This window comes from Pseudolysinimonas sp. (assembly GCF_051954455.1).
GTDB lineage: Bacteria > Actinomycetota > Actinomycetes > Actinomycetales > Microbacteriaceae > Pseudolysinimonas.
Genome location: NZ_JBQCHS010000032.1, coordinates 1 through 21,908, shown reverse-complemented (window position 1 = coordinate 21,908; position 21,908 = coordinate 1). Strand labels below are relative to the sequence as shown.

23 protein-coding genes and 1 tRNA gene are annotated in these 21,908 nt (G+C 72.6%); 20 read left to right on the top strand and 4 right to left on the bottom strand.

Going from position 1 to position 21,908, the window contains the following annotated elements; genetic code table 11:
• Positions 1-8: 8 nt before the first annotated feature.
• Positions 9-524, bottom strand: a complete 516-nt coding sequence (locus ACTHM3_RS13560) for a YbhB/YbcL family Raf kinase inhibitor-like protein (protein ID WP_440406690.1) — start codon at positions 522-524, stop codon at positions 9-11.
• A gap of 124 nt (positions 525-648) precedes the next feature.
• On the opposite strand from ACTHM3_RS13560, the gene ACTHM3_RS13555 reads away from it, so the two are divergent.
• Positions 649-2,679 carry an acyltransferase family protein gene (locus ACTHM3_RS13555; protein ID WP_440406689.1) on the top strand — a complete coding sequence of 677 codons (2,031 nt, stop codon included), beginning with the start codon at positions 649-651 and terminating at the stop codon, positions 2,677-2,679.
• On the opposite strand, the gene ACTHM3_RS13550 is transcribed toward ACTHM3_RS13555, so the two are convergent.
• Positions 2,663-3,787, bottom strand: a complete 1,125-nt coding sequence (locus tag ACTHM3_RS13550; protein WP_440406687.1) for a phosphotransferase — start codon at positions 3,785-3,787, stop codon at positions 2,663-2,665. The genes ACTHM3_RS13555 and ACTHM3_RS13550 overlap by 17 nt on opposite strands.
• Before the next feature lie 70 nt (positions 3,788-3,857).
• On the opposite strand from ACTHM3_RS13550, the gene ACTHM3_RS13545 reads away from it, so the two are divergent.
• The 5 genes from ACTHM3_RS13545 (at position 3,858) to ACTHM3_RS13525 (ending at position 7,706) form a co-directional block, all read left to right on the top strand.
• Complete coding sequence (locus ACTHM3_RS13545; protein ID WP_440406685.1) at positions 3,858-4,520, top strand: NAD(P)H-binding protein; 663 nt, start codon at positions 3,858-3,860, stop codon at positions 4,518-4,520.
• A 343-nt stretch (positions 4,521-4,863) separates the two neighbouring features.
• Positions 4,864-5,304 carry an FAS1-like dehydratase domain-containing protein gene (locus tag ACTHM3_RS13540; RefSeq protein WP_440406691.1) on the top strand — a complete coding sequence of 147 codons (441 nt, stop codon included), beginning with the start codon at positions 4,864-4,866 and terminating at the stop codon, positions 5,302-5,304.
• Positions 5,301-5,720, top strand: coding sequence for a MaoC/PaaZ C-terminal domain-containing protein (locus ACTHM3_RS13535; RefSeq protein ID WP_440406684.1), 420 nt, complete (start codon positions 5,301-5,303; stop codon positions 5,718-5,720). Before ACTHM3_RS13540 ends, ACTHM3_RS13535 begins: the two co-directional genes overlap by 4 nt.
• Positions 5,717-6,793 (top strand): UDP-N-acetylmuramate dehydrogenase, encoded by a 1,077-nt coding sequence (locus ACTHM3_RS13530; RefSeq protein ID WP_440406682.1) that lies wholly within the window; start codon positions 5,717-5,719, stop codon positions 6,791-6,793. Before ACTHM3_RS13535 ends, ACTHM3_RS13530 begins: the two co-directional genes overlap by 4 nt.
• Positions 6,794-6,821: 28 nt before the next feature.
• Positions 6,822-7,706 carry a ribokinase gene (locus tag ACTHM3_RS13525; RefSeq protein ID WP_440406681.1) on the top strand — a complete coding sequence of 295 codons (885 nt, stop codon included), beginning with the start codon at positions 6,822-6,824 and terminating at the stop codon, positions 7,704-7,706.
• A gap of 87 nt (positions 7,707-7,793) precedes the next feature.
• Here ACTHM3_RS13525 and ACTHM3_RS13520 read toward each other — a convergent pair whose 3' ends face one another.
• On the bottom strand, positions 7,794-9,884 hold the full coding sequence (locus ACTHM3_RS13520; protein ID WP_440406679.1) for a choice-of-anchor G family protein: 2,091 nt from the start codon (positions 9,882-9,884) through the stop codon (positions 7,794-7,796).
• A gap of 305 nt (positions 9,885-10,189) precedes the next feature.
• On the opposite strand from ACTHM3_RS13520, the gene ACTHM3_RS13515 reads away from it, so the two are divergent.
• From ACTHM3_RS13515 to ACTHM3_RS13480, 8 genes are all read left to right on the top strand, one after another.
• Positions 10,190-10,262, top strand: a tRNA-Trp gene (locus ACTHM3_RS13515).
• Between the two features lie 54 nt (positions 10,263-10,316).
• Positions 10,317-10,607, top strand: coding sequence for a preprotein translocase subunit SecE (secE, locus tag ACTHM3_RS13510; protein WP_440406677.1), 291 nt, complete (start codon positions 10,317-10,319; stop codon positions 10,605-10,607).
• Between the two features lie 13 nt (positions 10,608-10,620).
• Entirely contained in the window at positions 10,621-11,586 is a 966-nt protein-coding gene (gene nusG / locus ACTHM3_RS13505; RefSeq protein WP_440406675.1) for a transcription termination/antitermination protein NusG, read from the top strand.
• 132 nt (positions 11,587-11,718) lie between these two features.
• Positions 11,719-12,150, top strand: coding sequence for a 50S ribosomal protein L11 (rplK, locus tag ACTHM3_RS13500; protein ID WP_440406673.1), 432 nt, complete (start codon positions 11,719-11,721; stop codon positions 12,148-12,150).
• A gap of 2 nt (positions 12,151-12,152) precedes the next feature.
• Positions 12,153-12,842, top strand: coding sequence for a 50S ribosomal protein L1 (gene rplA / locus ACTHM3_RS13495; RefSeq protein WP_440406671.1), 690 nt, complete (start codon positions 12,153-12,155; stop codon positions 12,840-12,842).
• 9 nt (positions 12,843-12,851) lie between these two features.
• Entirely contained in the window at positions 12,852-13,229 is a 378-nt protein-coding gene (locus ACTHM3_RS13490; protein WP_440406669.1) for an iron chaperone, read from the top strand.
• 9 nt (positions 13,230-13,238) lie between these two features.
• Positions 13,239-13,769 carry an N-acetyltransferase family protein gene (locus ACTHM3_RS13485; protein WP_440406668.1) on the top strand — a complete coding sequence of 177 codons (531 nt, stop codon included), beginning with the start codon at positions 13,239-13,241 and terminating at the stop codon, positions 13,767-13,769.
• A gap of 35 nt (positions 13,770-13,804) precedes the next feature.
• Entirely contained in the window at positions 13,805-14,494 is a 690-nt protein-coding gene (locus ACTHM3_RS13480; protein WP_440406666.1) for a Pr6Pr family membrane protein, read from the top strand.
• Between the two features lie 635 nt (positions 14,495-15,129).
• Here ACTHM3_RS13480 and ACTHM3_RS13475 read toward each other — a convergent pair.
• Positions 15,130-15,741, bottom strand: a complete 612-nt coding sequence (locus ACTHM3_RS13475) for a YqaJ viral recombinase family protein (protein WP_440406665.1) — start codon at positions 15,739-15,741, stop codon at positions 15,130-15,132.
• 504 nt (positions 15,742-16,245) lie between these two features.
• Here ACTHM3_RS13475 and ACTHM3_RS13470 point away from each other — a divergent pair.
• From ACTHM3_RS13470 to rplL, 6 genes are all read left to right on the top strand, one after another.
• Positions 16,246-16,986, top strand: a complete 741-nt coding sequence (locus ACTHM3_RS13470) for a response regulator transcription factor (protein WP_440406663.1) — start codon at positions 16,246-16,248, stop codon at positions 16,984-16,986.
• Positions 16,987-17,014: 28 nt separating this feature from the next.
• Positions 17,015-17,869 (top strand): NAD-dependent epimerase/dehydratase family protein, encoded by an 855-nt coding sequence (locus ACTHM3_RS13465; protein ID WP_440406661.1) that lies wholly within the window; start codon positions 17,015-17,017, stop codon positions 17,867-17,869.
• A gap of 70 nt (positions 17,870-17,939) precedes the next feature.
• Positions 17,940-19,421, top strand: coding sequence for a sensor histidine kinase (locus tag ACTHM3_RS13460; protein WP_440406659.1), 1,482 nt, complete (start codon positions 17,940-17,942; stop codon positions 19,419-19,421).
• Between the two features lie 43 nt (positions 19,422-19,464).
• Positions 19,465-20,559, top strand: a complete 1,095-nt coding sequence (locus tag ACTHM3_RS13455; RefSeq protein WP_440406657.1) for a hypothetical protein — start codon at positions 19,465-19,467, stop codon at positions 20,557-20,559.
• A 233-nt stretch (positions 20,560-20,792) separates the two neighbouring features.
• Complete coding sequence (gene rplJ / locus ACTHM3_RS13450; RefSeq protein WP_440406655.1) at positions 20,793-21,308, top strand: 50S ribosomal protein L10; 516 nt, start codon at positions 20,793-20,795, stop codon at positions 21,306-21,308.
• A 41-nt stretch (positions 21,309-21,349) separates the two neighbouring features.
• Entirely contained in the window at positions 21,350-21,742 is a 393-nt protein-coding gene (gene rplL / locus ACTHM3_RS13445; RefSeq protein WP_440406653.1) for a 50S ribosomal protein L7/L12, read from the top strand.
• Positions 21,743-21,908: the final 166 nt, after the last annotated feature.

The following is a 21,908-nucleotide window of genomic DNA, read 5'->3' as shown; positions in this document are numbered from 1 at the left end:
CGACGGGGTCACTGCTCGAACGTGCCCACGAGCACCGCGCGCGCGAGCACGTGCCCCGCGACGTTGAATCCGACGTACGCCGGCGACGCCTCCACGGGCAGCCCGAGCGACTCGGTGTCCAGCGCGCTCACGACGAGGTAGTACCGGTGCGGGCCGTGGCCGGCCGGCGGAGCGGCGCCCACGTAGCCCGGCTGTCCGGTGTCGTTGCGGTACGCCTGGGCGCCCGCCGGGGTCGCGGCGCCGGCCTCCAGCGACGTGACCGACGCGGGGATGTCGGCGATCACCCAGTGCCAGAAGCCCGACATGGTCGGGGCGTCGGGGTCGTACATCTGCACGACGAAGCTCTTGGTCTCGGCGGGGAAGCCCGACCAGCTCAGCTGGGGCGAGCGGTCCTCGCCGCCGGGCACGCCCATGGCGCCGGACGCCTGCGCCGCGGCGAGCGTCTGCCCGTCGGCGACATCGGAGCTGGTCAGCTCGAAGGAGGGGACCTCGGGAAGGCGGGAGAAGGGATCGTTCTGGCTCACATCCGGACCCTACGACGTCGGAAGGCTCGCGGTTCAGGCTCCCAGGCTGGAAGCAGTCTGCGAGATGAGCGGGAGCCGTCGACCGCGGCGGACGCCGTTAACCTTCGCGCCGCACGGTGGTCGCGTGGCGGATTCGGAGCGGTTCCGGCCCGACATCCAGGGCCTCCGCGCGATCGCGGTCGCCGCGGTCGTGCTGAACCACGCCGGCATCCCGTTCGTCTCCGGCGGCTACGTCGGCGTCGACGTGTTCTTCGTCGTCTCCGGGTTCCTCATCTCGACGCACCTGCTGACCGGCCTCGAGCGCGACGGGCGGATCCGGTTCGCGAGCTTCTACGCGCGGCGGGCCCGGCGCATCCTCCCGGCCGCGCTCGTCGTGCTCGCGCTCTCGATCGTCGGGGCGATGATCTGGGTGCCGCCGCTCCTGCGCCCGCAGGTGCTGAAGGACGCGATCGCGACGGCCCTCTACGTGCCGAACTACGCGTTCGCGGCGCAGGGGACCGACTACCTCGCCCAGAGCTCGACTCCGTCGCTGTTCCAGCACTACTGGTCCCTCGGGATCGAGGAGCAGTTCTACCTGGTCTGGCCGGCGCTGCTCGCGCTCGTCTGGCTCGCGGGCCGGCGCTCGCGGCGCGCGCTGGCGGTGGTGCTGATCGTCGTCGTGGCGTCGAGTCTCGCCTGCGCCGTGCAGCTGACCTTCGTGGAGCAGCCGTGGGCGTTCTTCTCGCTGTGGTCGCGGGCGTGGGAGCTGGGGGCCGGCGGCCTCGTCGCCCTCGTGCTGCGGGCCCGGGCTCGCGCGCTCCCGCCGATGGTCGCGGGCGTCGGCGGGTGGCTCGGGCTCGGCGGGATCGCGGCGGCCGCGGTGCGGTACTCGAGCGCGACGGCGTTCCCGGGCTGGGCCGCCGCGCTGCCGGTGGCCGCGACGGCGCTCGTGATCCTCGCGGGCGCGACCCCGACACGATACGGGCCCCAGCTCCTGCTCGGCACCCGGCCCCTCCAGTTCATCGGCCTCATCTCGTACCCGCTCTACCTCGTGCACTGGCCGATCCTGCAGCTGGCGCAGGCCGCGCGCGGCGCCTACGAGCCGCTGCCCCTCTGGGCGGCCGCGCTGCTCGCGGCGGGCTCCGCGCCGGTTGCGTGGCTGCTGCACCGCGTCGTGGAGGACCCGGCGCGACGCGCGCGCGTCCTCGCGGCCGCCCGCCCCCGACGCAGCCTGATCGGGGCCGGCGTCGGCGCCGCCGTCACCGCGGGGCTCGCGGTCGGAGCCATCGCGCTCACGGCGATCCAGCCCCTCCACGTCGCGACCACCGTCGCCGTGGCCGGCCCGACGGATCCGCCGCGGGTGACGGGGGTCGTCGCCTCGAACCTGAGGCCGAGTCTCGCGGCGGCGGCGGACGACAATCCGGCGCTCTACGCCGACGGCTGCGAGGTCGGCTACACCTCCTCGATCCCGCACCCCTGCACCTACGGATCCGGCGACGAGACGGTCGTGCTCTTCGGCGACTCGCACGCCGCCCAGTGGTACCCGGCCCTGCAGCGCGTCGTCGACCGGCGCGGAGCGACGCTCGTCACGCAGACCAAGAGCGCGTGCGCCTCCATCGACATCGCCCTCAGCCGGGGAGGGGCGCCCTACACGGCGTGCGCGACGTGGCGGGCCGCCGTGATCGCGCAGCTGCGCGCCGATCCGCCCGACCTCGTCGTGCTCGCCGACTACGCGAACCCCGACTTCCTCGACGACGCGGACGCCGACGGGCAGTGGCGTCGCGGGCTCGACGCGACGATCACCGAGCTCCGCGCCGTCACCCGGGTGGCCGTGATCGCCGACACCCCGGACCTCCGCGACAGCCCCTCGGTCTGCTTGTCGGCCCATCTCTCCGACGCCGCCGCCTGCGCCCGACCCGCATCCCTCGCCCTCGACGCCCCCGGGCGGGAGGCCACCGTCGCCGCGACGGCGGCGACCGGGACCCCCCTCATCGACCTCACCGACTACTTCTGCACCGAGCAGTGCGCGCCCATCATCGGCAACGTGCTCGTCTACCGGGACTCGCACCACATCACGGCGACCTACGCGGCGGAGCTGGCCGATCCGCTCGGGTGCCGGCTGCTGCCGCACCTGGCATCGGCCGCCGTCGGCGCCGGGGTCACCCGTCCGCAGTGAGCCGGGCGATGGCCGCGACCGGGATGCCGACCCACGACGGACGGTGGCGAGCCTCGTAGAGCGCCTCGTAGACCGCCTTGTCGAGCTCGAACGCCCGGAGGAGCTCCGCCGGTGCCAGCGAGTCGGCGCCGGCGGCGTCGCGATAGCCGTCGAGGAACGCCGCGCGGGCCGCGGCGCCCCAGGCGGCGGCGTGACCGGCGTCGCCGGCCGCGGCGTAGTCGAAGGAGCGCAGCATCCCGGCGACGTCGCGGAGCGCGGGCTCGGGCGCCGTGCGCTCCGCGAGCGCGCGCAGCGGCTCCCCCTCGAAGTCGAGCACGACCCACCGCCCTTCGCGGTAGAGCAGCTGACCGAGGTGCAGATCGCCGTGGATGCGCTGCAGCGGCGGCCACGGGACGGCCACGGCCGCGAGGTAGGCCTCCTCGATCGCGGGTCGCGCGGCCGCGATCGCCGGCACGGCCGCGGCCGCCTCGGCGAAGCGGGTGCGCCAGAGGGCGGCCTGGGCGCCGATCGAGGGGGCGGTGGCGAGCTCGGTCGGCAGGCGCTCCGCGAGCACCGCGTGCATGCGCGCGGTCACGGAGCCGAGCGCCCGGGCGGGCTCCGCGAAGTCCTCGTCGGCCGCCGCGGCGCGGGTCGCGAGCACCCAGCCGTCCGTCGCCCCGCGCACGAACTCCTGCGCGATCGCGAGGTGGCCGCGGCCGGGGACGCCATCGGCGTCCGGCCAGCCGGACTCCAGCGCGCCGGCGAAACGCGGGACGAAGTCCGCCCCCGCGTCGCTCAGCACGCGCTGCAGCTCCACGTCCGGGTTGTCGCCGTGCTGCACGGTGCGGAACAGCTTCACGACGAGCTCCCGGCCGTCGGCGAGCGCCGCCACGATCGACGTGTTGGTCTGCTCGCCGCGGAGCATCGTGGAGCGCTCGACCGCGCCCTGGACGCCCATGGCCGCGAGAAGCGCCGAGGTGAAACCGGGGTCCTCGATCGTGGCCGCGTCGTCGCCCGCCGGCCCGCGCGCCGACTGGCGCACCGGTCGTCTCGGATCGGTGTCGTCGACCTCCAGGACCAGGGTGTAGCGGTCGTCGAGGCGGATCTCCGCGAGCACACGCGACGGCATGCCTCCAGCTTCCCCGAGCATCGGGCCCCAGGTCACGACATCCAGGCGATCCCATGCCTAGCGTCGGGGCATGTCCCGAATCGTCATCCTCGGCGGCCACGGCAAGGTGGCCCTCCTGCTCGCCCCGCTCCTCGTCGCTCGCGGCGACACCGTCGCGGGGGTGATCCGCGACCCCGCTCAGGGCGGGGAGGTGCGCGCGTCCGGCGCCGATCCGGTCGTGGCCGACATCGAGGGGCTCGACGTCGCCGGCATCGCGGAGCTGCTGCACGGCGCCGACGCGGTGGTGTGGTCGGCGGGCGCCGGCGGCGGCAGCGCGGAGCGAACCTACGCCGTCGACCGCGACGCGGCGATCCGCGCGATGGAGGCCGCCGACCGCGCGGGGGTGCGCCGCTTCGTGATGGTCTCGTACTCGGGGTCGCGCCCCGACCACGGCGTGCCGGAGGACGACGGGTTCTTCGCCTACGCCGAGGCGAAGGCGGCGGCCGACGTGCGACTGCGCGCGTCGGGCCTCGACTGGTCCATCGCGGCGCCGAGCCGGCTCACCCTGGAGTCGGGCACGGGGCGCATCGCGGTGATCCCCGACGATCGCGTCGACGAGCCGAGCCAGGTGCCGCGCGAGGACGTGGCGGCGGTCGTGGCCGCGATGCTCGCGCAGCCCGAGTCGATCGGGCGGACGCTTCGGTTCTCGGGCGGCGACGCGCCGATCGCGGAGGCGCTCCGCATCCCCCGTTGAGGGGCGCCGGCCGACTCCGACGTCCGTGGTTCCGGGGAGAATGAACGACGCGGGACGACACGCCGAAATCACTACATCTAGTGGAATCACATCGGTGGGATTCCCGTTATATAGTGAAGACCCCGCGAGGCACCGGCCCCGCGGTCCGCGAACCAAGAGGGGGTCCGAGATGAACGAGCTCGATTCCGTGGGCGGGTACAGCGTGCCGGTCGATCCGATGGACGACCTCCAGTGCGACAGCTGCCAGTAGGCGGTCCGTAACCACGTAGAAGGCCCGGTGACCGAGACGGTCCCGGGCCTTTCTCGTGCCCGCAGCGGCCCTCGGTAGGCTCGACGGGTGGCAGTGAACCCCGATCTGGCCGGGCGGACGTATCCGCCGACGGAGCCCTTCCGCGTCGAGCGCGAGCGGGTCCGCGAGTTCGCCGACGCGGTCCTCTCCACGAGCCCGTTCAGTCGCGACCTCGAGGCCGCGCACGCCGCCGGCTACGCCGACCTCGTGGCGCCGCCGACGTTCCCGATCGTCATCCAGCAGCGGACCTGGGATCAGCTCATCGGCGACCCGGAGGCGGGCATCGAGCTCTCGCGCGTGCTGCACGGCGACCAGCGCTTTCACGTCACCCGGCCCATCGTCGCGGGCGACGAGCTCGTCGCGACGCTCACCGTCGCCTCCGTCCGCATGATGGCGGGCAATGCGATGGTCACCGCCGAGACGGTCATCACCGACGCGGACGGCGCGCACGTCGCCACGGCGACGTCGATGCTCATGGTCGGGGGCGGCGAGTGACCACCGCGTCCGGGCCCCTCGAGGTGGGACAGCTCGTCGCCGAGCGCGATGTGCACCTCACCCGGGAGTCGCTCGAGCGCTACGCCCGCGCATCGGGCGACCTCAACCCCATCCACCTCGACGACGGCATCGCCCAGGAGATGGGTCTGCCGGGCGTCATCGCCCACGGGATGCTGACCATGGGTCTCGCCATCCAGCCGGTCGTCGACTGGCTGGGCGGCGATCCGCGCCGGATCCTCGACTACCAGGTGCGCTTCACCCGCATGGTGCCGGTCGACGCGACCGACGGCGTCGACGTGCACGTCGAGGCCAGGGTGGGGGCGCTGGACGACCCGCTCGGCACCCGCATCGACCTCACGGTGAGCGTCGACGGTGCCACGGTGCTCGGCAAGGCGCAGGTCCGCGTCGCCCCGTGAATCTCGCCGACCTGACGACCCTCCGCGTCGGCGGTCCCGCCGGCCGACTCGTCGAGGCGACGACCCGTGACGAGCTGATCGCGGCGGCCGCCGACCTCGAGCCCGACGACCTCGTCCTCGGCGGGGGCTCGAACCTCGTCGTCGCCGACGCGGGGGTGCCGGGCACGGTGCTCCGGGTCGCGACGCGCGGCATCGCGGACGCCGCGCCGGGCGTGCTGCGGGTCGAGGCGGGCGAGGTCTGGGACGACGTCGTGCAGGCGGCCATCGACCGCGGCTACGCGGGCATCGAGGCGCTCAGCGGCATCCCCGGCTCGACGGGCGCGTCCCCGATCCAGAACATCGGCGCATACGGCCAGGAGGTCGGCGCCTGCCTCCGCGCGGTCGAGGTCGCCCAGCCCGGCACGGGCCGGGTCGCGCGAGTCGATGCCGCCGAGCTCGGGCTCGGCTACCGCACGAGCGTCTTCAAGCAGGGTGTGCCCGCGGTCGTCCTGGCCGTCGAGCTGGGCTTCGACGCCGCCGGCGGCGGGCTCTCGCGCCCGATCGCCTACGCGCAGCTCGCGAGCGCGCTCGGCGTGCGGGTCGGCGACCGGGTGCCGCTCACGGCCGTCCGCGAGGCCGTGCTCGCGCTGCGGCGGTCGAAGGGGATGGTGCTGGATCCGGGCGACCCGGACTCGGTGAGCGCCGGCTCCTTCTTCACCAACCCGATCGTGACGGAGTCGTTCGCGCGCGGCCTCCCGGCCGACGCCCCGCGGTTCCCGCAGGAGCCGGACGAACCCGAGCGGGTCCTCCCGCTCGGCAGCGACGTCCCCCCGCTCGCCGACGCCACCCCCCGGCACGTCAAGCTCAGCGCGGCCTGGCTCATCGAGCGGTCGGGCGTGCATCGCGGGTTCGCGATCCCGGGATCCGGCGCGGCGATCTCGTCGAAGCACACCCTCGCGATCGTGAACCGCGGCGGTGCGACCGCGGCCGACGTGCTCCAGCTCGCCGACTACGTGCAGACCCGCGTGCTCTCCGAGTTCGGGGTGGTGCTCCAGCCGGAGCCGACGGTCGTGGGCGTCGCGGACGAGCCGTAGCGCGAGCCGTCGCGGCTAGCCTCGACCCGTGAGTCGCATCGCGGTCGTCGGCAGCGCCAACCTGGACCTCGTGGTGCGGCAGCCGCGCCTGCCGCGGCCCGGCGAGACCATGTTCGGGTCGTCATTCGCCACGGTCCCGGGCGGCAAGGGGCTGAACCAGGCGGTGGCGGCGGCGCGTGCGGGCGCGGAGGTCGCCTTCGTCGGTGCGGTCGGCGGCGACCCGTTCGGCGCCGAGCTGCGGGCGCAGCTCCGCGCGGACGGCATCGACGTCGCGGCCCTCCGAACCCTCGCGGAGCCGACCGGCACCGCGCACATCTCGGTGCTCGACGGCGGCGAGAACAGCATCGTCGTGGTGCCGGGCGCCAACGGCGCCGATCTCGCCCTGGATGCCGCCGACCGCGCCGCGATCGACGCCGCCTGCTTCGTCGTCGCCCAGTTCGAGCGCCCGCTGCCTCTCATCCGTGCCGCGTTCGAGCGGGCGCGCGCAGGCGGCGCGACCACCGTGCTGACGCCCGCCCCGGTGCTCGAGGCGGGCGATCTGCTGGAGCTCGTCGATGTCCTGGTGCCGAACGCCGCGGAGGCGTGCGAGCTTGCCGGCGTCGACGACGCCGTCGCCGCGGCGAGGGAGCTCAGCCGCCGGGCGTCCACCGTCGTCATGACGCGGGGGAGCGCCGGGGCGCTCATCGCCCGCGACGGCGAGATCGTGACCGAGATCGCCGCCCGCGCCGTGGACGCGGTCGACACCACCGCCGCGGGTGACACGTTCGTCGGGGTGCTCGTCGCGCGACGGGCGGCCGGCGACGAGCTCGAGCGTGCCGCGCATGCCGCCTCCGTCGCCGCGTCGATCGCCGTCACCCGGCCCGGCGCCTCGAGCTCGATGCCGACCTGGGCCGAGGTGCAGCCGCTCCTGTAATCGGGGGCGGGCGCACGCACGCCGAAGCCGGAGTCGCCTCGAGCTTGGGGGGCCGGCGACTCCGGCTTCGGGTGGGCTGCCGACGGGTCAGACGACCGGAGTCATCCGACGGCGCTTGTAGCCCTCCCGCACCAGATAGGCACCCGCTGCCAGCAGTGCGAGCATGGCCGCGACGAGAGCGGCGATGGAGATGCCGGTCGTCGCGAGTCGGTTCGCCGACGGGGAGATCCCCGCCGGGGTGTTGCCCCCGGGGCCGCACGGGGCGACCGTGCAGGTGGCCGGGTCGCAGTTCGTGCCGGTGCACGACGGCGGGTTCACCACGGTGGTGACGTTCGGGCCGACCGTGGCCTGCGCCAGGTTGACCGTCGCGAGGCTCGAGCCGCCGGCGCCGCCGAGGACCGTCACCCGGACCGCGGTCTCGGTGAACATCCGCCCGGCCTGCGCCGCCATGCCCTTGCCGCTCGCCGCCGTGGTCTCCTGCAGGTTGACCTTCACCGAGAGGAGCTTGGTGAGCGCGTCGCTCACCGGGCCGGAGCCCGGACCGACGAGGCCGGTCACCGCGGGGTTCACGAGGCCGTTCTGCAGGGCGGTGGTCAGCTTCGAGATGGTCCCGTCGGTGCCGAAGATCCGGTTCGACAGCGTGCCGCCGAGGCCCTTCAGCACCGCGTCGACATTGACCGTCGTCGGGATCCCGAGCACCGAGAGCGTGATCGCCGCGTTCGTCGACCCGCCGTCGATCAGCTGCCTGACGGATCCGGCGATGTTCACGTCGAGCGTCGTGAGCTTCGCCGGGACGGCGGTGGCGACCTTCTCGCAGACCGTGGTGTTCACGATCTGGCCGACCGCACCGCCGACCTGGCCGACGACGCCGCCGACGGTCCCCCCGATGGATCCCCCGGGGCCCGCGCTCCCCAGCACGCCGCCCACGCCACCGAGGAGGCCGCCGACGAGCCCCCCGACGGGGTTGCCGGAACCCGATCCGGCACTGCTCCCCGTGGAGCCGGTCCCGGAGCCCGTGGCCCCCGGGAGGATCTGCTGCACGACATGGCACACGTTGTCGACGATCGGCGCCTGCGCGACGCTCACCTCGGCGTGCGCCGTGATGGTGACCTTCGCGGCGTTCAGCACCGCCGTGACCTTCGCGATCACCTGGTCGGAGATCGACGCGACCTGCGAGGTGATGCTGTCGAGCACCGCGGTGATGATCTTGTCGTTGATGAGCTCCGTGCCCGGGGCGAGTCCGTTCAGGTTGCCGCCGACGAGCTTGGCCAGGTCGAGCGAGACGGAGCCGGTCTCGAGGTTGACGTCGAGGCCCTTCTCCTTGAACTCGGCGGTCAGCAGGTCGCGCACCGCCGCCTTCAGGTCGCCGGTGTCGATGCTCGCGTTGACCGTGACGCCGTTGCCGAGCAGGTTCAGGCCCGATCCGCTGAGCGGGAGCAGGCCGTTGAGCGTCGACACGAGGTCGCCGCCCTTGCCCGTGATGCTGCCGAGGTCGGTGTTGACGGAGTCGAGGGCCGTGTCGACTTTCTGCGTCAGCTGGGCGACGGCGGGGCTCGTGAAGCTGAGCTTCGCGTCGGCCAGCTTGTAGCTGCCGCTCGCCTGGGTGAGGTCGCCATGGGCGGACGCGGAGATCGCCCCGAGCTCCAGCTTCAGGTCGGCGAGCGTCGAGGCGAACTGCGATCCGATCAGCTTCTGCAGGTCGAAGGTCGCGTTCGCATTCGGCGTGGAGCCGCCCGAGACGGCGAGGCCGCCGTCGTCGTTCACGGCGCCGCTGGCCCCGACCGACGAGCCGTCGCTGTTCGCCTGGGCGACCTGCTCGGCGGCGCCGAGGTGCAGGAAGTCGCCGAGCGGCAGGTCGACCGACTGGCCGCTGCCGACCTGCAGCGAGTTCAGCGCCGTGACCTTGAGCGGGTTGGTGTCCGACCGGGTGCCCTGGGTGCCGTCGTTGTGGGCCTCCGCGTACTGCGCGCGGAGGACCTTGCCGAGGTCGGTGCCGAGGAGGGAGCCCGAGAGGAACTGCCCCTTGGCATACGACTCGGGGCGGTCGGCCGCGGAGGCCGAGAGCGGGGCGGCGAGCGTGAGCGCTCCGATGACGGCGACGGTGGCGGTGGCGCCGGCGACTCCCATGAGTCGCCGGCGGAGGGCCCCCCGACCCGTCGTGCTGGTGTTCTGAGACACGACAATGCCTTCCTGATCCTGGGCGGACAGGAGGGCCACGGGTCGGCATCGACCACGCGCGCCTGCGGGTGAGGGCCGACGCGGGTGGGCGACGAGGAATCCCTGATCTTCCTGTCGCCGTCTTTTCGGTTGTGTCAGGGGGTGGTTGGCCCCCGTCACAGGAAGAGACGGGCATCCCTCGCATCCATGACGCCGGTTCACGCCCCTCTTTCGGGGGCCACACCGACGGATGCCCTATGCTTGCTGAGGTTGCCGGAACCCCATACTTCGTCATGCCCGCACGGCGCGAAGAGGGGCGGCTCCGTAGGGCGGTGGCTCAATTGGTAGAGCAGCGGTCTCCAAAACCGCAGGTTGCAGGTTCGAGTCCTGTCCGCCCTGCAAATCGCTCCTGAACCCGATTCGGGTGCGGTTCCCGACCGGAAGGTGTGAAGAGTGGCACGCAAGGTGATCGACGAGCCCAGTGAGGACCTCGTCGCGACCGCCAAGCGCGATCGAGCGGAACGGCGCAACCCGTTCGCCCGCATCGTCCTCTTCGTCCGTCAGGTCATCACCGAACTCCGCAAGGTCGTCGCCCCCACCCGGCGCGAGCTGTTCGGCTTCACCGCGGTCGTGCTCGTCTTCGTGCTCGTCATGATGGCGCTCGTGTACGGGCTCGACTTCGGATTCGGCTGGCTCGTGTCGTGGGTCTTCGGCAACGGCTCCTCCGCGGGCGTAACGCAATAAGGAATCAGACTTCGTGACCGACAACCACCGCGACGACATCGACCTGGCCTCCGCCGCCGAGCAGTCGTCGGAGACCGACGACCTGCTCCAGGACGACGTCCTCGACCGCGACGAGCACGGCAGCGAGAACGCCGAGAACCGCGCCATCCACGTCGAGGATGAGACCGAGGAGACCGAGGCCAACCTCGACGGGATCCTCGACGCCCTCGAGGAGGCGACCGACGCCGAGGCCGACGCCATCACCGACGCGGCCCTCGACGTCGAGCACTCCGAGGACCCGACCGACGCCGAGGCGGCCTTCGAGGCCTCCCTCGACGAGCAGGAGGCCGAGGAGGAGGACGAGGCGGGCGTCGACCCGTACGAGGAGTTCCGCAGCGAGCTCCGCGCGAAGCCCGGCAAGTGGTACGTCATCCACTCCTACGCCGGCTTCGAGAAGCGGGTGAAGCAGAACATCGAGTCCCGCCGCCAGTCGATGGCGATGGAGGACTACGTCTTCGAGGTCCAGGTCCCGATGGAGGACGTGGTCGAGATCAAGAACGGTCAGCGCAAGCTGGTCAACCGCGTGCGCATCCCGGGCTACGTGCTCGTGCGCATGGACCTCAACGAGGACAGCTGGTCGGTCGTGCGCCACACCCCGGGCGTCACCGGGTTCGTCGGCAACTCGCACAACCCGACGCCGCTGCGGTTCGAGGAGGCCTTCAACATGCTGAAGAGCCTCGTCCAGGTCGTCGAGGCGCCCGCCAAGGGCGGCGCCGCCGCCGCGAAGGGCGGGGCCGGCAAGGCCGCACCGCGCGTCATCCCGGCGGAGATCGACTTCGAGGTCGGCGAGACGATCACGATCAAGGAGGGCTCGTTCGCGGGCCTGCCCGGCACGATCAGCGAGATCCAGGCCGCGAGCGGCAAGCTCACCGTCCTCGTCTCGCTCTTCGAGCGCGAGACCCCGGTCGAGCTCTCGTTCGACCAGGTCACCAAGCTCTAGACCGGCGACCCGGGCTCGGCGTGCCGAGCGCCTGATCGGCTACACTTGCCCGGTCCCACCCACCGCTACCGGCATCCGGCCGGCCTGCGGGAGCGCGTCCGACACGGACGCACGAGATGAAGGGAGCGCATCATGGCGCCCAAGAAGAAGGTGACGGGGCTCATCAAGCTCCAGATCCAGGCCGGTGCGGCCAACCCCGCTCCGCCGATCGGACCGGCTCTCGGTCAGCACGGCGTGAACATCATGGAGTTCTGCAAGGCCTACAACGCCGCGACCGAGTCGCAGCGCGGCAACGTCATCCCGGTGGAGATCACCGTCTACGAGGACCGTTCGTTCACGTTCATCCTCAAGACCCCGCCGGCCGCCGAGCTCATCAAGAAGGCCGCGGGCGTGCAGAAGGGGTCGTCGACCCCGCACACGGTGAAGGTGGCGAAGCTCTCGAAGGAGCAGGTCCGCGCGATCGCCGAGCAAAAGCAGGTCGACCTCAACGCCAACGACATCGAGGCGGCCGAGAAGATCATCGCCGGCACCGCCCGGTCGATGGGGATCACGGTGGAGGCGTAACCATGGCTCAGAAGTCGAAGGCGTACCGCGCCGCCGCCGAGAAGATCGAGGACGGCAAGTTCTACCAGCCGACCGAGGCCGTCTCCCTCGTCAAGGAGACCGGGTCGAAGAGGTTCGACTCGACCGTCGAGGTCGCGCTCAAGCTGGGCGTCGACCCGCGCAAGGCGGACCAGATGGTCCGCGGCACGGTCATCCTGCCCCACGGCACGGGAAAGACCGCCCGCGTCATCGTGTTCGCGACCGGTGCGGCCGCCGAGGCGGCCATCGCCGCGGGTGCGGACGAGGTCGGCGGCGCCGAGCTGATCGAGAAGGTCGCGGGCGGGTACACCTCGTTCGACGCGGCCGTCGCGACGCCGGAGCTCATGGGCCAGGTCGGTCGGCTCGGCAAGGTGCTCGGCCCCCGCGGCCTCATGCCGAACCCGAAGACCGGCACCGTCACCCCGAACCCCGGCAAGGCGGTCGAGGACATCAAGGGCGGCAAGATCGAGTTCCGCGTCGACAAGCACGCCAACGTGCACTTCGTGATCGGCAAGGCCGGCTTCACCGCCGACCAGCTGGGCGAGAACTTCAAGGCCGCGCTCGACGAGATCCAGCGCGCCAAGCCGTCCGCCTCGAAGGGCCGCTATATCCAGAAGGGGTCGCTCTCGACCACCTTCGGCCCGGGCATCCCGCTCGACGTGGCGGCGCTCTAAGCTGCACGCATGACCGAGAGGGGCTCCGCCGAGGCGGGGCCCCTCTCGGCGTATCTGACGACGCTCGAGCCTCCGGTGCGCGCCGTCCTCGGCGACATCGCCGAGCGCGCACGGGAGCTGAGCCCCGACCTGGTCGAGGGCGTGAGCTACGCCATGCCCGCACTCCTGTACCGGGGCAGGGCGCTCGTCGCCGTCCGGGAGACCGCGAAGCACCTCGCGCTCTACCCGTACAGCGGGCGGGTGGTCGCCGCGGTCGCACCGGAGCTCGAGCGACTCGGTGTCGGGTTCTCGAGCGGGGCGATCCGGTTCTCGGCGGACCGACCCCTCCCGCCCGAGCTCGTCGACCGCATCCTGCTGACGCGCCGGGACGAGATCGACGCGCACTAGGGTCGGCTCGTGCCCTTCGCGATCCGCCCCGCCGTGGCGGCCGACGCGCCCGCGCTCGCCGCGGTCGCCGCCGTCACGTTCCCGCTCGCCTGCCCGCCGCACACCACGGAGGAGGCCAAGGCCGACTTCATCGCGACGCACCTGAGCGAGGCGAGCTTCGACTCCTACCTCGCCGATCCCGCCCGCGACCTCTTCGTCGCCGAGGAGGACGGTCGGGCGCTCGGCTACACGATGCTCGTCGCCGGCGACCCCGCCGATCCGGACGTGGCGGCCGTGATCACCACGCGCCCCACCGCCGAGCTCAGCAAGGTCTACGTGCTGCCGGACGCGCACGGCGGCGGTGTCGCGTCGGCTCTCGTCGCCGCGAGCGTCGAGGCCGCCCGGGCCCGCGGGGCCGCGGCCGTCTGGCTCGGCGTCAACCAGGAGAACGGGCGCGCCAACCGGTTCTACGAGAAGAGCGGCTTCGCGCGGGTCGGCACGAAGCGCTTCCTGGTCGGCGGCCGGTACGAGGACGACTACGTCCGCGAGCTCGTCCTGTAGCGCCGCGCGCGCATCCCGCCGATAGCATGCGAGCCATGCGTCCGCTCTTCGCCGTCGTCCGGATCGCGGGCGCTCTCGCGATCCTCGCCGCGATCGTCGCCCAGCTCGTCCGGAGCCAGGAGTTCTGGACGAACGTCGGCATCCGCCACGTCGAGAACCTCTACGTCAACTTCTTCTCGTTCTTCACCATCGACTCCAACGTGGGGGCCGTGGTGGTGTTCGCGATCGGGGCCGTGCTGCTCATCCGCGGTCGGGAGAACCCGCGCTGGTTCGCGATCCTGCGGGCGTGCGTGACCTCGTACATGGCCGTGACCGGCATCGTCTACAACACGCTCCTCCGCGGGGTCGACGTCTCGGAGGGATCGGTCGTCGCCTGGTCGAACGAGATCCTGCACGTGGTCGGGCCGCTGCTCATCGTGCTCGACTACCTGTTCGCGACCGACCGCATCCGGCTCGGGTGGACGACCATCCGGTGGGTCGTCTCGTTCCCGATCGTGTGGGCGGCGTACACGATGATCCGCGGGCCGCTCGCCTACAACGACCTCGCCCAGAAGCGCACCTGGTACCCGTACCCGTTCCTCGACCCCGCGAACTCGCCCGAGGGATACGTGTCGGTGCTGTTCTACGTCGTCCTGATCGCGGCGATCATCGGCGGCGTCGGCTGCGCCGTGGTCGCGATCTCGCACCGACCGCGGTGGCCGCTCCCCGCCCGCGCCGCCGCGTGAACCCCCGCGCGCGCCGCGACCGGATCGTCGCCGGGGTCGGCACCGCTGTCGTCGCCGCCGCGCTCGTCCTGCTGTGGATCATCCGGCTCCGGGTGCCCGGCGACCTCTACGTGAGCGCCCTCGGTGCTGACGGGATGCCGACGGCCCGCCCGTTCGAGGTGTTCCTCCTGCTGATCGTCGTCGGCGGATCGCTCGTGGCGTGGGCGGGTCGATCGGTCCGCTCGCGACCGAGGCTGCTGGCGCTCTGGGTGCCGTCGGTCTCGATCTGGATCGCCTGCGCCCTCTTCCTCGTCGACTCGCAGGTGCCGTGCACGGCGGGCTGCCCCGTGCCGGTGCCCGGGCCGTTCTTCACCTGGCAGGACTTCACCCACACGCTCGCCGCGGTCCTCGCGTTCGCCGCCGCCGCGTGGGCGATCCTGCAGTGCGCGTTCGCGGAGGGGCACCGGGCGCTCGGACGGCTGTCGCTCGCGAGCGCGTTCGCCGTGGGTGCGATCGCGGCCGCGGGCGGCCTCATGTCGCTGCTCGACTTCTACTCGTGGTTCGGCAGCCGGCTGGAACTGGTGGCCACCACGGTCGGCCTGGGGTGGCTCGTCGTCTTCGGCGCCGCGCTCGCCCTCGGCGGTCGCCGGGTCGGGTCAGCGGCGCTGCATCGCGTCGAGCAGCCGGTCGGCCAGCACGACGAGCCGGTGGATCTCGCTCTCATCCCGATCCACCCACCGCACCTCGGGCTCGGCGCCGACCGGCACGAACCGGTCGTGCTGCTCCCAGACGACGAGCGTGCGCTCGGCTCCTAGGACGTACTGCTGCCACCAGACCTGCCGCAGGTAGGGCCGAGGCACGCGCCGCCACGTCGAGCTGGTCGTCTTGATCTCGCAGAGCTCGAGCACCGATCCCCGTTCGCGGAGCCCGTCCGGGGTCGCGAGGTGCAGCTTCTGCCCGGCGGCATGGAAGAGCGCGCTCGAGGGCTGCATCCCGTAGACGCGACGGGCCCAGTGCGCGATCTCCGGCTCCCGGAGCCGGCCGTGCTGCGTGTAGGCGTTGCCGGAGAACCCCGTGCCGAGGAGCTTCTCGATGGCGAGCACCCGCACCGCATGGTCGCCCGTCAGCCGCGCCACGTCGGTCGCGGTGACGCCGCCCGCCCGCGCCTTCAGCCACGCGACGCGGTTCGTCGCGTCGGCGACGATGCGCTCCGTGTGGTGCGCCGGCGGCTCGTCCCACAGGGGGAGCATCGGCTGGAGCGCGGACATGCGTCCAGTCTGAACCCCACCGCCGTCGCCCGCGTGCTCGCCGCACCCGCCACGCCCGCCACGCCCGCCCGCCACGCCCGCCCGCCATCATCGCGTCGAAAGTTCAGGTATGTCCCGTCGCGCCCGTTCGGCGTCGACGCGCCCACGGCGGGTCTCCTGAACTTCTGACGGGGGCGGGCTTCCGATGCGCTCGACGCGTCGCGATCGCCCGCATCTCCCGCGTCCGGTCTCGAGTCGACGGCCGCCGACATCCACACCGTTGCGCCTCAGTCGGCCATCGTCCCCTCCCGTCGAAGGTCCCGGATGCGACGGCGCGCCCTGTTGCACTCCGTCGCCCGTGCCGGCGGGCCGCCTGAACTTTTGACCGGGGAGGTGCGCCGGGCGGACGGAATGCGGGCGGACAGGCGCGCGGCGATGGTCGAAGCGCGTCGATGGCGCGGGCGTATCGGCGCGCGTCGATGGTGTTCACAGACCGCTCATAGGGAAGGGGAGGGGAATGGAACGGTGACCTCCTCGCAGACCGCTCCTCCCGCACGTCTCACCCGCGCCGACGGGACCCCGGTGCGCGCACTCGTCGTCGATGACGAGGTGTCGCTCGGCGACCTGCTGCAGATGGCGCTGCGCTACGAGGGCTGGGACGTGAAGACGGCGACCGGCGGCCAGCAGGCCCTCACCATCGCGCGGCAGTTCAAGCCGGACGTGGTGGTGCTCGACGTCATGATGCCCGACCTCGACGGCATGGAGGTGCTGCACCGGCTGCGCGCGGAGGGCGACGTGCCGGTCCTCTTCCTCACCGCGAAGGACGCGGTCGACGACCGGATCGCGGGCCTCACCGCGGGCGGCGACGACTACGTCACCAAGCCGTTCAGCCTCGAGGAGGTGGTGGCGCGGCTCCGCGGCCTCATCCGGCGGAGCGCCCGCATCGTCTCCGACGCGGTCGACCCGGAGCTGCGGGTCGGCGACCTGCTCCTCAACGAGGAGTCGTACGAGGTCTCGCGGGCCGGGGTGCCGATCGAGCTCACGGCCACCGAGTTCGAGCTGCTGCGCTATCTCATGCGCAACCCGCGCCGCGTGCTCAGCAAGGCGCAGATCCTCGACCGGGTCTGGAGCTACGACTTCGGCGGTCGCTCGTCGATCGTCGAGATCTACATCTCCTACCTGCGCAAGAAGATCGACGCGGACGCCGCCCCCATGATCCACACGGTCCGGGGAGTCGGCTACATGATCAAGCCCGCCGGCGCCTGACGACGGCAGCCGGTGCCAGACTGGCCCCATGCGGATCGCGGTCACCGGAGGTAGCGGCAAGCTGGGGCGCACGGTCGTGCGCGTCCTGCGTGAGGCGGGGAACGAGGTGTTCGTCCTCGACCAGGCGCCGGCCCCCGGCGAGGGCGTCGACAGCATCATCCGCGTCGACCTGACGAACGCCGGCGAGGTCGCCGATGTGCTCTCCGGTGTCGACGACCGCTTCGACGCGCTCGACGCGGTCGTCCACCTCGCCGCCATCCCGGCACCCGGTCGTCAGTCGAACACCGCGACCTTCCACAACAACATCCTCGCCGGGTTCAACGTGTTCGAGGGAGCCCGCAAGGCGGGCATCAAGCGCATCGTGCACGCCTCGAGCGAGACCGTGCTCGGGCTCCCGTTCGACGTGCCGCCGCCGTACATCCCGGTCGACGAGGAGTACCCCGCCCAGCCCAACTCCACCTACTCGCTGGTCAAGCACCTCGAGGAGAAGATGGCGATCGAGCTCTGTCGGTGGGATCCGGAGCTCATCGTCACGGGCATGCGCTTCTCCAACGTCATGCTGCCGGAGGACTACGCGGGCTTCCCCGCGTTCGACGCCGACCCGATGGCCCGCAAGTGGAATCTGTGGGGCTACATCGACGCGCGGGACGCCGGCCAGGCGATCCGCAAGGCGCTGGAGGTGCGCACGCCGGGCTACGAGACCTTCATCATCGCGAACGCCGACACGGTCATGAGCCGGTCGAGCGCGAGCCTCGCGGCAAGGGTGTTCCCGGACGTGCCGGTGAGGAAGGAACTCGGCGAGCACGAGACGCTGCTGTCGATCGACAAGGCGCGGCGGCTCCTCGGCTACGAGCCGGAGTTCAGCTGGCGCACCGAGGTCTGAGCGCCCCGGGTCCGAGCCCGCGCTTGCGCGCTTCACAGGCTGCGCATAGCTCCGGCGGCAGACTCGGAGGGTGAGCCTCCTCGACCGCGTCCGCGCCCCCTGGTCGCTGCGGCGACGGCTCGTGGCGGCGATCCTGGCGCTGCTGCTCGTCGTGAGCGTCATCGTCGGCGCGGTGAGCGTTCTCGCGCTGCAGCAGAGCCTCACGGCGCGGCTCGACGACCAGCTCCGGCAGTCGCTCGGGTTCGTCGAGCGGAACGGAATCGGACGGGACCTCGGGGCCGGCGGCGGGCCGAGTCGCCGGGTCGGCGCGGTCACCTATCTCTCGAACACGACGACCGGTGCGGTGCAGGGCTTCTACGTCGGGGTCTCCGGGGAGCCGAGCGCGCTCACCGCGGCTCAGGGGCGGCTCCTCGCCGCCGTCGCTCCCCCCGCCGCCGGCGCGCCCGGACCGCCGCAGCCCGTCACCGTCGACCTCGGCGGATCGCTCGGGCGCTTCCGGGTGGTGGCCGACGACATCCGCTTCGCGCAGACCGGCGACCCGGGCGTGCTCGTGGTCGGCCAGAGCCTCTCGGAGGTCGACGCGACGACGCGCAGCCTCGTCCTGATCTTCGCGCTCATCACGCTCGGCGCCCTGGTGGCCGCCGGAATCGCGACGACCGTCATCGTGCGGTTCGCGCTGCGGCCGCTCGACCGCGTCGCGGCCACGGCGGCGCGCGTGGCCGAGCTGCCGCTCGACAAGGGCGACGTGGCGCTCGCGGAGCGCGTGCCGGAGGAGGACACCGATCCGCGCACCGAGGTCGGCAAGGTCGGCGACGCGCTGAACCGCATGCTCGGCCACGTGGAGGACGCCCTCGTCGCGCGCGAACGGAGCGAGAACAAGGTCCGCGCCTTCGTCGCCGACGCGAGCCACGAGCTCCGCACGCCGCTCGCGTCGATCCGCGGCTACTCCGAGCTCACCCGCCGGAGCGGTCTCGAGCTGCACCCCGACATCCAGCGGTCGCTCGGCCGGATCGAGTCGGAGTCGATCCGGATGGGCGAGCTCGTCGAGGACCTGCTGCTCCTCGCGCGCCTCGACGAGGGCAAGGAGCTCGTGCTCGGCGACGTCGATCTGCTGCCGATCCTGGTCGACGCGGTCGGCGACGCGGCCGTCGCCGGACCGGACCACGCCTGGAGCCTGGAGGAGACCCCCGACGAGCCGGTCGTCGTGCTCGGCGACGGGGGCCGGCTCCACCAGGTGTTCGCCAACATCCTCGCCAACGCGCGCACCCACACGCCGGAGGGGACCACGGTCGAGGTCTCGCTCGCCGTCGAGGGGGAGGAGGCGGTCGTCACCATCCACGACGACGGCCCCGGGATCCCGGAAGGCCTGCAGCCCGTGCTCTTCGAGCGGTTCGTCCGCGGCGACGGCTCGCGCTCGCGGGCGGCCGGCAGCACCGGCCTCGGTCTCGCCATCGTCGCCGCCGTCGTCGACGGCCACGGCGGCACCGTCGAGGCCGTCAGCACGCCCGGCGACACCCGTTTCACGGTGCGCCTCCCGTTGCGGCCCCGGTGACATGATGGGGGCACCCGCGTCCCCCACCGAAGGCATGCCCCCGATGCCCGTCGTCCTCCCGCTGCGCCCGCTCCGCCGGTTCCTCGCCGTCGGCATCGGCGTGCTCGGCCTCTCCGCGCTGCTCACGGCGCCGGCGCTGTCGGCCGCCGCGAGCCTCGGCTCGGTACCGGTCGTGGTGAGCGACTACGTCGCGAGCGGGCAGCTGCAGGCCCGCCTGGAGCAGGTGTACGGGCCGGGTCGGAAGGCCGGCTCCGGCGTCGACTTCGACGCGACGACGAAGCCCGGTCCCGTCACGCGCGTGTACGCCTGGACCGACGACCGTTACGCGCACGCGGACAGCGACCACCCGATCCAGCTCACCAACTACTGGACCGTGCCGATCACCATCGCCGACCGCCCGATCGGGGTCGCGGCGGTGTGGATCAATCCCTCGAGCGACCAGCCGGAGCTCGCCGAGTTCACGAAGTCCGCCCCGCTCGCGACGGCCCTCTCCGCCGTGCCGGCGGACGCCGCGCTCGTCCACGACGGCGCCGCGGCCGCCTGGTACGCGGTCGCGAAGGACACGGCGACGCCGCTCGTCGCGGGGCGGTCGGGCGTCACGAAGCCGACGCCGGTGGAGGACCTTGCACTCGCGCGGGCGACGGCCGCGGCTCCGCCGTCCTCGTCCACGAACGGGGTCGGGCTGGCCGTCGGCGTGCTCGTGCTGCTCGTCATCGTGATCGTCGGAACGGTGCTGCTGCCCCGGTTCCTCGGGGACGGGCGGCGGCCGCGCCGCGCGCCGGCCGTGGGGACGGGGACGGTGTCCGAGCCGGTCGCCGAGCCGACGCCGGAGCCCATCCCGATGCCGCGACCGAAGCCCGCGACGGAGCCGGAGCCCGCTGCGAAGCCCCCGGCCCCCCGGGCGTCGACGCCGCGCTCGACGTCGACGCCGCCGCCGCGCGCCGCCGCTGCCAAGCCCCGCACCCCCGTCACGCAGAAGCCGGCGGTGTCCAAGCCGACGGGCACGTCGCCGACGGGATCGCGACAGGCGGCCTCCAAGCCCCGCGCCGCGAAGCCGCCGGCGTCGAAGCCGCCGACCCCGCGCGCCCGGCCGCCACGGCCGCCGAAGGACGAGACGCCGGAGCCTCCGCAGGCGTAGCTTTTGCGGCGATCGGCGAGATCGTCTATCCTTGCCGAGGCCGTAGACCGCTGGTCTCCGCCGTGCTCGAGAGAGCGCAGCGGACGAAGTCTCCACGAGGAGAGCCCGCGCAGGTGCAAGAAGCAGGCCTCCCGCTCCGCTCGCCGAGCAGATCGGGACCCAGCCTCGAGCGCGTGCGCGCCGGGGCTTTTTTCATGGGCTCCGTCCGGCCGATGACGACGAAAGAGGAACCCATGGCGACCAAGGAAGCCACCGTCTCCGAGCTCACGGACAAGTTCCGCGGCTCGAACGCGGTCGTGCTCACCGAGTACCGCGGGCTCACGGTGGCGCAGCTCAAGGAGCTGCGCGGCAAGATCCGTGACGACGCGAGCTACGCCGTGGTGAAGAACACGCTGACCAAGCGCGCGGCTAACGAGGCGGGCATCTCCGCCTTCGACGACCAGCTCGCCGGCCCGTCGGCCCTCGCGTTCGTGCACGGTGACACCGTCACGGTCGCGAAGGCGCTGCGTGACTTCGCCAAGGCCAACCCCCTTCTCGTGGTGAAGGGCGGCTACTTCGACGGCGCCCCGCTGACCGCGGCCGAGGTGGACAAGCTCGCCGACCTGGAGTCCCGCGAGGTGCTGCTGGCCAAGCTGGCCGGCGCGATGAAGGCCTCGCTGTACCAGGCCGCGTACATGTTCAACGCCCCGCTCGCGCAGGCCGTCCGCACGGTCGACGCGCTCCGGGCCAAGCAGGAGTCCGCGGCCTAAGAGGGCGCGCGGCGTAGACACAGAGAAACAAGGAGACAGAAATGGCCAAGCTCAGCACCGACGAGCTGCTCGACGCGTTCAAGGAGCTCTCGCTCATCGAGCTGTCGGAGTTCGTCAAGAAGTTCGAGGAGACCTTCGAGGTCACCGCCGCCGCTCCGGTCGCCGTCGCGGCCGCCCCGGCCGCCGGTGGTGCCGGTGGCGCCGCCGAGGAGGTCGAGGAGAAGGACTCGTTCGACGTCGTCATCGAGGCGGCCGGCGACAAGAAGATCCAGGTCATCAAGGAGGTGCGCACCCTCACCAGCCTCGGCCTCGGCGAGGCGAAGGCGCTCGTCGACGGCGCGCCGTCGACGGTGCTCGAGGGCGCCAACAAGGAGACCGCCGAGAAGGCCAAGGCCCAGCTCGAAGAGGCCGGCGCCACGGTCACGCTCAAGTAAGCACCCCGCATCACGCGAAGGCGCCGTCCCCTCGGGGGCGGCGCCTTCTGCGTTCCCGCCGCGGCGGGGGGGCGGCCGGGGGGGGGGGCGGGCGCGGGCGCGGCGCCCGGCCGGCGCCCGGCGCCGGGGGGGAGCACAGGGAGGGGGAGGGACGGGGGCCGCAGCG

Excerpts from the sequence above, each read along its gene's own strand:
- ACTHM3_RS13550 (WP_440406687.1), bottom strand. The coding sequence starts at position 3,787 with ATGCCGTCGCGTGTGCTCGCGGAGATCCGCCTCGACGACCGCTACACC.
- rplJ (WP_440406655.1), top strand. The coding sequence starts at position 20,793 with ATGGCGACCAAGGAAGCCACCGTCTCCGAGCTCACGGACAAGTTCCGC.
- ACTHM3_RS13455 (WP_440406657.1), top strand. The coding sequence starts at position 19,465 with ATGCCCGTCGTCCTCCCGCTGCGCCCGCTCCGCCGGTTCCTCGCCGTC.
- rplK (WP_440406673.1), top strand. The coding sequence starts at position 11,719 with ATGGCGCCCAAGAAGAAGGTGACGGGGCTCATCAAGCTCCAGATCCAG.
- ACTHM3_RS13465 (WP_440406661.1), top strand. The coding sequence starts at position 17,015 with ATGCGGATCGCGGTCACCGGAGGTAGCGGCAAGCTGGGGCGCACGGTC.
- ACTHM3_RS13545 (WP_440406685.1), top strand. The coding sequence starts at position 3,858 with ATGTCCCGAATCGTCATCCTCGGCGGCCACGGCAAGGTGGCCCTCCTG.
- ACTHM3_RS13480 (WP_440406666.1), top strand. The coding sequence starts at position 13,805 with ATGCGTCCGCTCTTCGCCGTCGTCCGGATCGCGGGCGCTCTCGCGATC.
- ACTHM3_RS13490 (WP_440406669.1), top strand. The coding sequence starts at position 12,852 with ATGACCGAGAGGGGCTCCGCCGAGGCGGGGCCCCTCTCGGCGTATCTG.
- rplL (WP_440406653.1), top strand. The coding sequence starts at position 21,350 with ATGGCCAAGCTCAGCACCGACGAGCTGCTCGACGCGTTCAAGGAGCTC.
- ACTHM3_RS13475 (WP_440406665.1), bottom strand. The coding sequence starts at position 15,741 with ATGTCCGCGCTCCAGCCGATGCTCCCCCTGTGGGACGAGCCGCCGGCG.
- rplA (WP_440406671.1), top strand. The coding sequence starts at position 12,153 with ATGGCTCAGAAGTCGAAGGCGTACCGCGCCGCCGCCGAGAAGATCGAG.